General features: G+C 59.1%; 10 protein-coding genes. 3 read left to right on the forward strand and 7 right to left on the reverse strand.

All coding sequences use genetic code 11. From position 1 onward, the window contains the following. Positions 1–25: 25 nt before the first annotated feature. Positions 26–430, reverse strand: coding sequence for a YkgJ family cysteine cluster protein (locus B9Z40_RS02270; RefSeq protein ID WP_100171692.1), 405 nt, complete (start codon positions 428–430; stop codon positions 26–28). 24 nt (positions 431–454) lie between these two features. Continuing rightward, positions 455–2,500, reverse strand: a complete 2,046-nt coding sequence (gene paaZ / locus B9Z40_RS02275) for a phenylacetic acid degradation bifunctional protein PaaZ (RefSeq protein ID WP_100171693.1) — start codon at positions 2,498–2,500, stop codon at positions 455–457. A 199-nt stretch (positions 2,501–2,699) separates the two neighbouring features. On the opposite strand from paaZ, the gene B9Z40_RS02280 reads away from it, so the two are divergent. Genes B9Z40_RS02280 through maiA form a run of 3 tightly spaced genes read left to right on the forward strand, consistent with a single transcriptional unit; the run spans position 2,700 to position 5,118 of the window. Then, a complete protein-coding gene (locus B9Z40_RS02280) occupies positions 2,700–3,737 on the forward strand; it encodes a cupin domain-containing protein (RefSeq protein ID WP_100171694.1) in 1,038 nt (345 codons plus the stop codon). A gap of 39 nt (positions 3,738–3,776) precedes the next feature. Continuing rightward, positions 3,777–4,478: a fumarylacetoacetate hydrolase family protein gene (locus B9Z40_RS02285; protein WP_100171695.1), complete on the forward strand. Its 702-nt coding sequence runs from the start codon at positions 3,777–3,779 to the stop codon at positions 4,476–4,478. A 4-nt stretch (positions 4,479–4,482) separates the two neighbouring features. Further along, entirely contained in the window at positions 4,483–5,118 is a 636-nt protein-coding gene (gene maiA, locus B9Z40_RS02290) for a maleylacetoacetate isomerase (protein ID WP_100171696.1), read from the forward strand. Positions 5,119–5,196: 78 nt separating this feature from the next. Here the strand turns inward: maiA and B9Z40_RS02295 are convergent, their stop codons facing one another. The 5 genes from B9Z40_RS02295 to B9Z40_RS02315 form a co-directional block, all read right to left on the reverse strand. Next, positions 5,197–6,201 (reverse strand): aldo/keto reductase, encoded by a 1,005-nt coding sequence (locus tag B9Z40_RS02295; protein ID WP_100171697.1) that lies wholly within the window; start codon positions 6,199–6,201, stop codon positions 5,197–5,199. 116 nt (positions 6,202–6,317) lie between these two features. Further along, positions 6,318–9,896 carry a DUF748 domain-containing protein gene (locus B9Z40_RS02300; protein ID WP_100171698.1) on the reverse strand — a complete coding sequence of 1,193 codons (3,579 nt, stop codon included), beginning with the start codon at positions 9,894–9,896 and terminating at the stop codon, positions 6,318–6,320. A gap of 114 nt (positions 9,897–10,010) precedes the next feature. After that, on the reverse strand, positions 10,011–11,375 hold the full coding sequence (locus B9Z40_RS02305; RefSeq protein WP_100171699.1) for a helix-turn-helix domain-containing protein: 1,365 nt from the start codon (positions 11,373–11,375) through the stop codon (positions 10,011–10,013). 181 nt (positions 11,376–11,556) lie between these two features. Beyond that, on the reverse strand, positions 11,557–12,438 hold the full coding sequence (locus tag B9Z40_RS02310; RefSeq protein ID WP_100171700.1) for a sugar phosphate isomerase/epimerase: 882 nt from the start codon (positions 12,436–12,438) through the stop codon (positions 11,557–11,559). An 8-nt stretch (positions 12,439–12,446) separates the two neighbouring features. Then, complete coding sequence (locus B9Z40_RS02315; protein WP_100171701.1) at positions 12,447–13,322, reverse strand: 4-hydroxyphenylpyruvate dioxygenase; 876 nt, start codon at positions 13,320–13,322, stop codon at positions 12,447–12,449. Between the last annotated feature and the right edge of the window lies 1 nt (position 13,323).

Below are 13,323 nucleotides of genomic sequence, written 5' to 3' on the forward strand. Positions count from 1 at the left end.
CTGATGATTTTAACGGTTTAGAGGCTCAACGGCTCTGGAGCTTGGACCCAAACGGACAATGCCCCGGCCGAGGCCCTATTTGCGGGTGCAAACGACAAGTGTCGGGTCTTTTGGCGTACACCGTGCAGCGTCGGGTTTGCGCATCTAAAAATTGACAATCGCCACTGGCCCGTCGGGACAGCATAAAAATGCTGTTCTTAAAATTGAAGTGCTCAATGAGGCCCGCTTTATCCAACCTTTTGGCGATTTTTTTAGCGTCATCGTGCTCGGCCTCAAACGGATCAACCAACCCCAAGCGCACCAGATCGGCCAGCTTGACCTCGACCGGCATGGTGCAGCAATTGGCGGCGCAGGTGTCGCACAAGCCGGCCTTGTAACGGGTCCAAGTGTCACAACGGTCGACATCCACAACGGCAATAGGTGATCTCATGCTGAAGATTATCCCGGATGGGCCTCAGCCCTTCTTGGCCACCAGCGTCAAGATGTCGTAGCTGGCCACGACCTCACCGAGCTGGTTGGTGACCTCCACGTCCCAAGCGACCACGCCTTGGCCCACACCGTTGGCGTCTTTTTTCTGGCGGTCGATCTTGCGTTTGGCCGTCAGGCGGGCCTGGATGGTGTCGCCAATGCCCACGGGCTTGACGAAGCGCAGCGTGTCTAAACCGTAGTTGGCCAGCACCGGACCGGGCGCGGGCGAGACAAACAGGCCCGCCGCCGCCGACAGCACAAAGTAGCCGTGCGCGATGCGCTTGCCAAAGGGCGAATCCTTGGCCGCGATCTCGTCGAAGTGCATGTAGAAATAGTCACCCGACAGGCCACCAAAGGCCACGATGTCGGCCTCGCCCACGGTGCGGCGGTGGGTCAGCAAACTCTCGCCAATTTGCAACTCTTCGAAATAGCGGCGGAAGGGGTGCACCTCGGTCTCGATCAACTTGGCACCGCGCATGTACTCGCCCGTGACGGCAGCGATCATGGTGGGTGAGCCCTGCAACGCGGTGCGCTGCATCAGGTGCTTGACGGCGCGGATGCCGCCGAGTTCTTCACCGCCACCTGCACGGCCAGGGCCGCCGTGTTTGAGCGGGGGCAGAGGTGAGCCGTGACCGGTCGATTCCACAGCCGATTCGCGGTCGAGGATGTGCAGGCGGCCATGCAAAGCGGCCGCAACTGGGATCACGCGGGCGGCGATTTGGGGGTCTTTGGTGACCAGCGTGCCGACCAAACTGCCCTGACCGCGTGCGGCCAGCTGCAGGGCTTCGTCAATGCCGTCGTAAGGCATGAGCGTGCTCACGGGGCCAAAGGCTTCCACGTCGTGCACGCTGTTGGTGTGCAAAGGCTTTTGGCACATCAGCAGTGTGGGCTGGAAGAAAGCACCGCCCTCGACGCCATGCCCCACGGGACTGAAATCGGCACCGCCGCCAAACACCAGCTCAGCGCTTTGGCGCAGCAGCGCCACACGCTCGGCCACGTCGGCTTGTTGGGAATGCGAGGCCAAAGCACCCATCTTCACGCCCTCGACCGACGGGTCGCCCACCACCACTTTGGCCAAGCGGGCCTTGAGCTGTTCAACCACAGCATCGAGGTGCTGGCGCGGCACGATGGCGCGCCGGATCGCGGTGCATTTTTGGCCCGCCTTGACGGTCATCTCGCGGGCGACTTCTTTCACGAACAGGTCAAACTCTTCGTCGTCGGGCGTCACATCGGGCGCGAGGATGGCGCAGTTGAGCGAGTCGGCTTCGGCGTTGAAGGGGATGCTGTGTTTGACCACATTGGGGTGCACGCGCAGCATGGCTGCGGTGTCGGCCGAGCCGGTGAAGGTGACCACGTCTTGGCCGTTCAGGCGGTCGAGCAAGTCACCGGTGGAGCCGATCACCAGTTGCAAAGCGCCCGCAGGCAAGATGCCCGATTGCTCGACCAGGCGCACCATGGCTTCGGTCAGGTAACTGGTGGATGAAGCGGGTTTGCCGATGCAGGGCATGCCCGCCAGGAAGCTGGGCGCGAACTTTTCAAGCAGTCCCCAGATGGGGAAGTTGAAGGCGTTGATGTGCACCGCGATGCCGCCACGCGGCACCAGGATGTGCGTGCCCGCAAAGCCGCCTTTTTTGCCCAGAGGGAATGCCGGGCCTTCGTGGATCAGGTTGCCGCTGGGCAATTCGTTGCTGCCCATGCCCGAATAGGCGAACAGCGTGCCCGCGCCGCCTTCGATGTCCACCCAGCTGTCGGCGCGTGTGGCGCCGGTGTGGGCCGAGATGGCATAGAGCTGCTCTTTGTGCTCACCCAGGTACTTGGCCAGGGCCTTGAGGCGCTGGGCGCGCTCCTGAAAGTCGAGCTTGAGCAAATTGGGCAGGCCCACGGTGCGGGCGTAATGCACCGCGTCGCCAAAGTCGAGGGCTTCGGCATGGGTTTGGTACACGGTCTGACCGTTGATGGCGCTGCGCAGGGCTTGCGCGCCTTGTTGGCCGATCCATTGGCCACCGATGAAACTTTGCAGGACTTGGGACATGGGAAAGCGCTTTCTGAAAAGTACAAACCCGGTCTGTTCGAATTAACCAACCGGGCGGTCGGTGAATTTTAGTCGCTTTGCCGGGTGTGGCGCGGTCGGCTGGCCGATGGTTTTATGATGCGGGGCAATGGCTGTACGGCTGGAATGTCGGCAATGGCCTCGATGCCGCACAAAACAATGGATTGCAAGGACACGCCTCATGAACGATCTCGGACGACTCGAAGACCTGCCCAAAGACTATGTGCAGGACCTGCGCGACCTGAACCTGGTGCCTCTGTGGCCCAGCCTGCGCGGCGTGCTGCCCCCCAAAGTGCCCACCCGCCAGACACAACCCACTTGCTGGGCTTACAAAGACATCAAGCCCCTGCTGCTCAAAGCGGGCGAACTCACCCCGATTGAAAAAGCCGAGCGCCGCGTGCTGGTACTGGCCAACCCCGGCCATGGCCTCGACAAGATGCAAGCCTCGGCCGCCATGTACTTGGGCATGCAACTGCTCATGCCCGGCGAGTGGGCCCCTAGCCACCGCCACACCCCCAACGCAGTGCGCATGGTGGTGGAAGGCGAAGGCGCCTGGACCACCGTGGACGGCGAGAAATGCCCCATGAGTCGAGGCGACTTGATCCTGACGCCCACGGGCCTGTGGCACGAGCACGGCCACGACGGCACCGATCCCGTGATCTGGCTGGATGTGCTGGACCTGCCCTTGGTTTATTACATGGAGGCGAGCTACCACATCAACGGCGACCGCCAGACCGTGGTGCCCGGCCAAGGCGACAAGCAATACGCCCGTGGCGGTGTGGTGCCATCGCATGTGTTTGAGCGCAGCAAGAAGGCCTACCCCATGCTGCGCTACGCCTGGAAAGACGCCAAGGCCGCGCTCGAATCCCTGGCCTCTGACGATGCCGGTTTGGAGCAGGTGCAAGTGACCTACACCAACCCCGAAACCGGTGGTGATGCTGAAAACATCTTGGGTTTTTACGCGCTGATGCTGCGCCCTGGCCAGAGCCTGCGCATGCCCGCGCGCTCTCCCGCCCAGGTGTTCCATGTCATCGAAGGCCAGGTCGAAGCCCACATCGTGGACAAGACTTTCCAAATGGTCGAAGCCGACACCTGCTGCGCCCCTGGTTATGAGGCCGTGACACTTAAGAACCTTCAGACGGACAAACCTGCCTTCATCTTCATCGCCGACGAATCACCCCTGCACCGCAAGCTGGGTGTGTACGAGAATCGCGGCTGATTTTTACTCCGCCCCCACACCATCACCACTGCAAACTCCATGACCTCTTACCTGTTCACCCCCCCTGCCGTCCAGTCCTTGGCTATCCGTGGCCAAAAGGAACGCTTCCCCGTCAACCGCATTTTTTGTGTCGGCCGCAATTACCATGCACATGCCGTTGAAATGGGCCGCCCCGTCGACAAGAGCGTCGAACAGGCCTTTTATTTCACCAAGTCGCCCCAGACCCTGGTGGAAAGCGGCGCAACAGTGGCTTACCCACCTCGCACCAACAACTACCACTTCGAGATGGAGCTGGTGCTGGCCATTGGCAAAGCCGGTTTTCGCGTGAGCGAAGCCAACGCGCATGAGCTGGTCTACGGTTATGGCGCAGGCCTGGACATGACCCGCCGCGACCTGCAACTGGTGGCCCGCGACAAAGGCCGCCCTTGGGACACGGGCAAAGACATCGAGCAAGGCTCGGTCTGCACCGAGATCGTGCCCATGCCCGGCGTGGTGATCGAGAACGGCACGATTGCGTTGGAAGTCAACGGCACCACCAAACAGTCGTCTGACGTGGACAAGCTGATCTGGAACATCCGCGAAATCATCGCCGACCTGTCCACTTACTACCACCTGCAACCGGGCGACCTGATTTACACCGGCACACCTGAAGGTGTGGGCGCCGTGGTGCCTGGTGACAAGATCACCGGTCGCGTGGAAGGTGTGGCCGAGCTCGCCTTGACCATCGGCGCAGCGGAGTAAACCCATGAAGCTTTACAGTTTTTTCCGAAGCGGCACCTCGCACCGCTTGCGCATTGCACTCAACCTCAAAGGCATTGCCACCGACTATGTGGCGGTGGATCTGAGGGTCGATGAGCAGCAAAAAGAGGCGTTCAAGGCCATCAACCCCCAAGGCTTGGTGCCTGCGCTGGACACCGGCGATCAGGTGATGATCCAGTCACCCGCCATCATCGAGTGGCTGGAAGAAAAACACCCCACACCCGCCCTGCTGCCCCAAGGTGCAGAGGCTCGAGCCCATGTGCGGGCCTTAGCGGCCATGGTGGGCTGTGACATTCACCCCCTCAACAACCGACGCATTTTGCAAACCCTGCGCAAGCAGTTTGGGGCCGACGAAGCCGCGGTCAACGCCTGGTGCGGCAACTGGATCAGCGACGGGTTTGACGCCTATGAAGCCCTGTTGGCTGCAAACACCACGCGCGGGCGTTTCAGCTTTGGCGACACGCCCACACTGGCCGATGTGTATTTGATCCCCCAAGTTGAAAGCGCCCGTCGCTTCAACGTGGACATGGCCCGCTGGCCGCTCATCAGCGCCATCGATCAAGCATGTGGCGAGCTGGATGCCTTCAAGCAGGCAGCGCCCATGGCACAACCTGATGCGTGATGACTGAAGCCTGAGTCTCGGTCTGCCTCTGAGAAGCAGATCGCGACGGGGGCGTCGCTCCTACAGGGGGAAAGGTCCTCAGGCGAAGGTCTCCGTATCGACTTCGCTGTTGGCCTGTGCGTTGTAGCGGTCGCCTGCCACGGTGTTCTGGTTGATCAGGGCTTCCAAGCGCGCCATGAGACCCGCGTCCAACTTCACGTCCACCGACGCCAAATCATCCAAAAGATGGTTCACCGAGGTGGTGCCTGGAATGGGGATGATGTCATCGCCCTTGTGCAGCAACCAAGCCAGCGCCAACTGAGAGGGGCTGCAACCGGCCTCTTTTGCGAGCGCATGGTAGGCGGGCAGGAGTTTCAGGTTGGCCGCGTAATTCTCTGGGGTAAAGCGCGGCATGTTACGGCGAATGTCTTTGGCGTCGAACCCCGCGATGTCCAAAGTCGCGCCACACAAAAACCCTCTCGCCACAGGACTGAAAGCCACAAAGGCCGCACCCAATTCGCGACAGGCTTGCAACACGGCGATCTCGGGGTTGCGCGTCCACAAGGAATATTCGGTTTGCACCGCGGCGATCGGGTGGACCGCATGGGCTTTGCGCAGCGTGCTGGCCGACACCTCTGACAAACCAATGGTTTGGATCTTGCCTTCGCGCACCAGGTCGCTCAATGCCCCGACGCTGTCTTCGATGGGTACTTTTTTGTCCCAACGGTGCAGGTAATACAGGTCAATCACATCGGTCTGCAGGCGACGCAGTGCGTCTTCACAGGTCTTTTTGAGGGTCTCTGGGCGGCCATCGATCACGCGCACTTTGGTGCCGTCGTTTTGTTCCACGCCTTGCATGCCGCATTTGCTGGCCAGGGTGAACCGACTGCGGTGGGGCTTGAGGACTTTGCCCACCAAGGTTTCGTTGGCACCAAAGCCATACAAAGCAGCCGTGTCGAAAAAAGTGACGCCCTGGTCCAAGGCGGTGAGCAGCACGCGTTCGGCTTGTTCGGCCGAGACAGGCGCACCATAAGCGTGGCTGAGGTTCATGCAGCCCAGGCCGATGGCGCTGACGGAAATGGAAGCCAATTGACGGTTTTTCATGGACCGTATCTTAGCCTCTCTAACCTGCCTTTACCCCCCAGTTCACCGACTTCTACCCGGCCTCTACCCTTCCCTTTTAGCCTCAAAGCGCCTAGAACACACACGCTCAAAAGGGCTCAGTCGGTCGACACCACCAAGAGCGCTTTGGGCACAAATGGGCCTGCGCTCGCTGTACTTGACGTGGCAGGCGAACCGAGGAAGATCTGTCCAGCCGGCACGTTCAAAGCCAGCAATGCCGCCCTGACTTTTTCTGCCCGAGCCTCCGCTAAATCTCGCATATCAGCCTCCTCCACCGCAATACCCGCCAGCAACAAGGCCTCCATGTCAGCCGCAGGCAAGGCCTTGACCAGCCCCAGCGCATTGCGTGGCTTCGGTACAGGCGAACGGCGGTAAACGGCTTGCAAGAGGGCCGCATAGTCATCCTGGCTGACCGCCGAGACTGGGCTTGCGTTTTTGGATTCGCCAAGCGGTCGTCGGCTTTTTTCAGCGTCGACCATCTCCCGCAGCTTGACTTGTCGCCAAGCGACCCGTTCAGCGTCCAAATCCGCCTGACCGACCACCGTCAAGCGCACGACCGGTTTTTCAATCACCAACTTGGCCACCGCTTCAAGCTTCTGGCGTGCTGCGGCATCCACATCGGATTGCCCGAGCGCGAAATCAATTTGCTGCAACTGGTCTTCACTTGCAAAAGCCCCCGAAAGCAAACTAAAGGGAGACAAAACAGCTTTGCCGATCAGGCTCAAGACCATGCGCCAGACAAGGGGCCCCACCCGGAAGTCGGGATCGTTGATGGAGCCGCTGATGGGCAAATTGAGGTCGATCACACCATGGCGATCGGCCAACAAGGCCACTGCCAACTTCACAGGCAAATTGGGGGCATCTGCGCGGTCCGAGCGTTCGCCAAAACGCAGCTGCTTGAGCGTGAGTTGGTGGTCGGCTTTCAATTGGCCTTCGGCACCAATGCGGTAATGGACTTCGGCCGACAACTTGCCACGCTCAATGCCATAGCCCGCGTATTTGCTGCTGTAGGGTGACAGTTGCGGCAACTCCAGATCACTGACTTTGCCGCGCACATCCAAACCCACTGGGCGCGTGAGCGGGTTGATGCGTCCGGTGACCTCCAAACTGCCAGAGCCTGCCACCTTGCCCAGCATACTGATGTCAGCCAAAGCACCACTCGACCGGTTCGACAAAGCCCCCAAACTGCCCGACAAATCGGTGATGTCGGCCGAGTACCGGGGGCGAATGAAACTGTCCGAAAACGCGACACGCCCATTGACCAGCGCAATCGGCCCCAACTCGATCAAAGGAGACACGTCAGCAGCCGAGGGATCGTTGGCCACCTGTTGTTGGGGCGGATGGGTTTTGAGCATGCTTTGCAAGTTGAGGTGGCCTTGCGCATCAATGGCCAAACGCGCAAAAAAATCTTGCAAAGCGATGTCTGACACTTTCACTTGCCGCAATGCACCCGCGCGTGCGGACAGGCTCAAACCATTCAAATTCAAGGCTTGAATGTCCACCAAGGCTTGCCCCTGTGCCGCATCGAATACCCGCAAGTTTTCCACCGTCAACTGACCCTGCGCATCCAAGCCCAAGCCTTGGGCTGGCCATGTCAGGTCCATGTTGCCGTCATAGCCCACTTCGGTCCGCCGGAGGTCAAAGTTGACATGGTCGGCCCCATAAGCCTTCAATCGGTGCAAAGGAAAACGGGTCAACTTCAACTGCCCTTTGACCATCAACGCAGCGTCATGACTTGTCACCGAGCCAGGCGCTGGCCAACGGAAAGCCCCATCAAAGGCCAACTTGCCGGTTTCTCCTTGAGCCGTTCCTGTGCTGAAATCCAACTGGATTGGGGTCAATTGAGGAGATGACAGCAGAGGCTGCCAAGACCCTGTGCGCAAGTTCAGGTGGCGAACATGGAACGACGCACCCCCAGTCACCCCACGGTCATCCAGGGTCAGCGCGCCGTCCTTGATCTGCAAAGAACCCAGGTCCAATCGCCACGCATCTGAAGCAGGCCCAGGTGAGGCTGTGGGTTTGCCCGGCACCCGCCAGTCCTCAACCATCCAGCGCCCTTTGGCGTTGCGCGTCAGGTTGACCAGCGGCCTATTTAAACCCACACGACCCGCACTGGCTTTTTGCTGGAACACATCCACCTCAAGCTGATCCAAGGCCAATTCAGACCACGCCAAATCGGGTGGGTCGGTCACCCCAAGGGCTCCATCGGAGACACGAATGTGTGTGGATTTCAGGATCAAACTGGAGGGGGTGGTGCCCACGGCAGAACGCCAATCGATGTTCACATCGGCGGTCAATTTCCCATTCAACGCAGGGCGGAACAGTTCAGCCCAGTAAGGTGCAGCAGTTTTCAGTGCCACCTCTTGCGATTTCAAAAGCACCTTGGCACTCGTCAGATCGCTTGTACCTGACCAAGACAAACTGTCGCCAGCCAACTTGGCTTTACCCGCCAAGGTGGCCACTTGCCGGCTTGGCCAGCTCAGTCCTTGGGCTTGAAAATCCAAATGGGTCAGCGACAAATTCACAGGCTGATTCGTGGCAGCGTCTTGCCAGTTCAGCTGTCCACCCGCTATCTCAAAATGGTCCAACGCCAACAAGGCACCCGGCTTTGCGGGCTTGCTTTGGGCAGACTCTGTGGTCGACAAGAAATTTTGCAAACGGGCCATATTCAACACACCCGCCGCGTCGCGCCGCACATGAAGCACCGGTTGATCCAGACTCAGTGCCGCCACATTCAGCACGCCATCCAAGGGTCGCCAAGACGCCAATTTCAAATCCAGCGATGACCAACTCAACAAGGGCAAATCTTGGGGTTGGGACCGCTCCTTGAGCAGCATATCCCGCACAGCGACATGGCCAGTGATCAACACCTCGGGCTTGTCTTGCTGCCGGAAATCCAGGGCCAAGTCCATGTCAAGCTGTCCTTTGGACAGTTGAACAGGCCACGCTGCCGGCCAGTATGGCAAGTAAGGGGTGACGTCGATGCCTTTGACTTGGAAACGTGCATGGGTATTTCGGTCGGCGGCAAACGGGGTGGTTTGGGCATCGGTATCAAAGGTCGAACCGTTGAGTTTGAAGGCCAATCTGGGGTGGGTGGCGACCTCACGCTTGCCACCGATATTGCTCAAAAATGGCATGTCCAAGCGCAGATCGGTCAGGCTGTGGGTGACCGACAAAGGCTCGTTTAGAAAACGGAGGGCACCGCCCACCACCGAAATATTAAACAAAGACATGCGTGGCATGCCGGTGCCCTGTGCGCTTGCCGACGAGATCTGCGCCAGCACGTCATCGACATCAAAACGCCCTTGGCCATGGTGCGACAACTGCAAAACGGGGTTGCGCACCACAATCGCATCGGCCACGGGTGCCCAAAAGAAAAGCGATTGCACAGACGCGTTGATCTCCACCTCGTCCACACTCAGCTGGGCTTCAAACGGCTCTACTGCCGGGCCAGCCTTGGCCAAATGCAGGCCCCGCAAGGTCAAGACCATCGACCAAGGCAGAAACGCCACTTCATCGATTTTGACCACACGGCCTAGGGCCTGCGAGGCTTGCTTTTCAACTTGCCACTGAACCCAGCACGGGACAGCAGCCCAGCTGATCAGCCAAAACACCAACAGGCCCAGCAGACCCCACATCACCCATCGCAGCCAGCGTTGCACCAGGTGCATGTTCATGATCAACTTTTGGTAAAAACAATGCCGTTGATTTTCCTTGATCCGAAGGCGTCAGATGTAACCATCAAGATACAAATACAGCACTTGAGCCCGCAGGCCCGCTGTGTTGATGTCTTAGATGGGGAACAGCGCAGTGGCAGGAAACATCACGCTTTGCGGCAGGTATGTTGAGGGAAGACCTGTTGAGGCCGGTTTGTCCTTCACTGCATCCGCCAAGAATTGGTCCCAATCGGTCAGCAAGGAGGCACTGGCCGAAATCAAGCGGCCGTCTTGGTCCTTGAACCACAGCGCCAGTGTTTGGCGGGCCAAAATTTCCTGATGCTGCCGTTCACTGTCGCGCTGCTGTTCGACCTTCTGATTGTCTTCGGTCACATCGATCATCACCAAGCGGCATTCGTCCCCCTGCTCGTCCAAAGTGGCATCGATTCGCACCACCATTTCAGGCCGATGACCGGTGGGGCTCAGTGTCAGCTCACAATGACGTCGGCATTTGCCACTCAGAACTTCGCGGTGAAACGCCACAAACAGGGCCTGGTCAGCAGGCCGAATGAAATCGGTCATCGGGCTGTTGCTGCGTTGTGAACGCTGAATACCCAACATGATGGCCCCCGACAAATTGGTTTGGAGTACCCGGCCCTCCAAGTCCAGACTGACAAAGCCAACGGGGGCGAAATCGTAGGCGTCTTGGTACTTGTTCAGAGAAGCGGGCTCTTCAAATGTGTCTTGGGCATCGTCCATCGCCACATGGCGCTGCGACGGCAGTTTCACACGCTCATACAGGCGCTCGGTTTCATCCAACACCAAGGAATAACACTCGCACACGGCATCGGTCAGCCCCTCTCGGTCCAAGACCTGAATTTGACCGCGGCCGCTGGAGACCAAACCGGCCGATTGCAATTTCCCCAAAGCTTGGGTAATAGATTCGCGGCGCACGCCGAGCATGTTCGCAATGGTTTCGTGGGTCACCTTCAAATGGTCACTGCCCACCGCACCTTGGTTGAACAACAGCCAGTAGCAAAGTCGCTCACGCACCGAGTGGTGGCCAATGCACACAATGCTCTGCGACATTTGGGTGATCAAGGCTTGAACGTGGCAAAGCGCCAGTTGTTGCAGCTCGCGGCATCGCGTCAGCTCAGATTGGAAAACTCCAGCGGGCATTCTGTAGGCTATTCCGGCACATTGAACCACCACCCGGTGATTGGCCGAATGGCTGCCCAATACCAGCGACACACCCACCAGACCATCACGCCCGGTCATGGCGAGTTCAGAACTGTCACCCTCTGCTGTTTGAGACAGCAAAGAAGTGGTGCAGGTGGTCGGAAAGTAAACAAATTCGAGCGATTCGCCCGGCTCACAGATCACTTGACCCGCCGCCAAAATAACGGGTTTGAGGTGCTCAGACAATCGCGCGTAATGACTTAAGGGGATACCCGCCAAAATTCGATTTTGCCGAGCACTGTCGACGATGGGGTAAGTCATGATCGGTCCAATTCATCGGTTGATAAAAGGGCGTTGGCTTACAAATCCAACGCCTCTGTCCGATGTTGATCGAATCGCGAACCTTTTAACATTGATCGGATGGACAAAACAGATACACCTGAAGGTGTATACCTCAAGGCCATCAGAGCTAGGGCCAACACCCGCTGCCGCTGCTTGTGTCTCAGGCCCGTTGACGGGTCCACGCAGGCAGCGGAGCCGACTTGTGCAGCACATCTTGGTGCAGCCAGACTGCACTCTTGCGGGCACGCTCGGCCACGGTTTCCAGCGGCAGTTGCTGGTAGTCGTCGTTGAACACCTCAAAGCTGTAATCGCCCCGGTAACCGATGCGGTCCAGGCGCAACACCAAGTCGGCCAGCTGCTCGCTGTGCACGCCCTCCCCCGGGAACACACGGAAGGTGCGTGCTGTGGTCATCCGTTCTTCAAACGTGGGCGTTTCTTGCCACATGAAGTCGGACAGTTGCACCAAAAATATTTTGGCGGGGTCCAGTTCTTCGATGGCATCCAAAGAGGTTTTGGACGCGAAGATGTGAAACGAATCGATGCCAACCCCTAAATTGGGGCAATCGGCGCGGCAGACCACATCCCAACTGGTGGTGAATTCATTGACGGTGCGACCCCAAGACAAGGCCTCGTAAGCGACCTTGATGCCCAAGGGCACGGCCAGCATCGCCAGTTTTTTCAAGTCAGCAGCAATGGCGTCCAGGTCTTGCGTGGCGTGGCGCGAGGTGGACGAACACGCCAACAAGACTTTGCTGCCGGTGGCCGCGCACATCTCCAGCATGGCTTTGGCGATGTCCAATTTGTAGCTGTGCAGATGGCCCGACAGACCTTCAAAGTCGCGCAGCACCTGAAACCCGGTGGGCCGCATGCCGCTTTGACGCACGGCCTCGACCGCGGCTTTCACGCCACCAGGGTGCGTCACCAAATCGCGGGCCATCAGCATCACCTGAGAAAAACCAGCCCCTTTCATGGCGGCCAGCTTGGCCTCCAGGGTGCCCGCCATGGTGATGGTGTCCATGCCGTAACCGTCGAGCAAGTTCATAGAAGTGCTCACTGGTGGACAAGTTCAAACGCGACCGAGCCCAAGGTGGCTCGGGTCAATGCGCCCCGGTCTTCGGGATGCAAGCGGGTGGACTCTACAAACTCGACCCCTCTGGCCTTGAGTGCCGTCACAGCCTCGGCCACATGGGGGACACCAAAACCAATGCGCTGCAGGCACTCGGGGCTGTCGTCGGCATCCATCCAAGGTTCGGGCTCAATCAATTGCCACAAGAAGCTGCCGCACGGGCTTTTCATGAGCTTGCCTTTGGGCAAGATGCCAAAGCGCTCTTCGTCAGGAATGGCGCTGAAATCAAACATGTGTTCGTAATAGGTCTGCCAGTCGGCGCTGCGGGCTGCACCGATGTACTGCACCACGCCGAAGTAACTCATGCCTGCCAACGCCGGAGGGTTGGGGTCCACCGTGGGGATGGGTTTGAAGTCGATGTCGTAGATCGAAAACTCTTGCCAGCGGTCGACAAAGTAAAAGCGGCTGCCCCCCGGCCCATGGATGGCGGGAATGTGCAGCTCCATGGCCTGCGCGTGGCTGCCCACGCTCCAAGCGCCCAAATCCAAACAGCGGCTGTGCGCCTTCAAAGCGTCTTGCACCCGAAATGCCACGGCCGAGATCACCGGCTGGCCATCGACGGTACCGCTGACGCGGGCGTCATCCGGGCTGGCGTTCACCACCAAGTTCATGTCGCCTTGGCGGTACAGCGTGACTTCACGCGAACGGTGACGGGCCACCGGGCGAAAGCCCATGTTTTCCAGCACTTGCCCCAATGCTTGAGGGCGGCTGGTGGCGTATTCGATGAATTCGATGCCAGCGATGCCCAAGCGGTTGGGCATCTCTGGAACGGCTTCACGGTCAATGGGGTTCAGGGTCATC

Origin of the sequence: Limnohabitans sp. 15K, from assembly GCF_002778285.1 — a bacterium.
Classification (GTDB): Bacteria; Pseudomonadota; Gammaproteobacteria; order Burkholderiales; family Burkholderiaceae_C; genus Limnohabitans_A.

What these genes read in the sequence shown, in the direction of transcription:
- B9Z40_RS02300 (WP_100171698.1), bottom strand. Translation starts at nt 9,896, where the DNA reads ATGAACATGCACCTGGTGCAACGCTGGCTGCGATGGGTGATGTGGGGT.
- B9Z40_RS02295 (WP_100171697.1), bottom strand. Translation starts at nt 6,201, where the DNA reads ATGAAAAACCGTCAATTGGCTTCCATTTCCGTCAGCGCCATCGGCCTG.
- maiA (WP_100171696.1), top strand. Translation starts at nt 4,483, where the DNA reads ATGAAGCTTTACAGTTTTTTCCGAAGCGGCACCTCGCACCGCTTGCGC.
- B9Z40_RS02285 (WP_100171695.1), top strand. Translation starts at nt 3,777, where the DNA reads ATGACCTCTTACCTGTTCACCCCCCCTGCCGTCCAGTCCTTGGCTATC.
- B9Z40_RS02310 (WP_100171700.1), bottom strand. Translation starts at nt 12,438, where the DNA reads ATGAACTTGCTCGACGGTTACGGCATGGACACCATCACCATGGCGGGC.
- B9Z40_RS02305 (WP_100171699.1), bottom strand. Translation starts at nt 11,375, where the DNA reads ATGACTTACCCCATCGTCGACAGTGCTCGGCAAAATCGAATTTTGGCG.
- paaZ (WP_100171693.1), bottom strand. Translation starts at nt 2,500, where the DNA reads ATGTCCCAAGTCCTGCAAAGTTTCATCGGTGGCCAATGGATCGGCCAA.
- B9Z40_RS02270 (WP_100171692.1), bottom strand. Translation starts at nt 430, where the DNA reads ATGAGATCACCTATTGCCGTTGTGGATGTCGACCGTTGTGACACTTGG.
- B9Z40_RS02315 (WP_100171701.1), bottom strand. Translation starts at nt 13,322, where the DNA reads ATGACCCTGAACCCCATTGACCGTGAAGCCGTTCCAGAGATGCCCAAC.
- B9Z40_RS02280 (WP_100171694.1), top strand. Translation starts at nt 2,700, where the DNA reads ATGAACGATCTCGGACGACTCGAAGACCTGCCCAAAGACTATGTGCAG.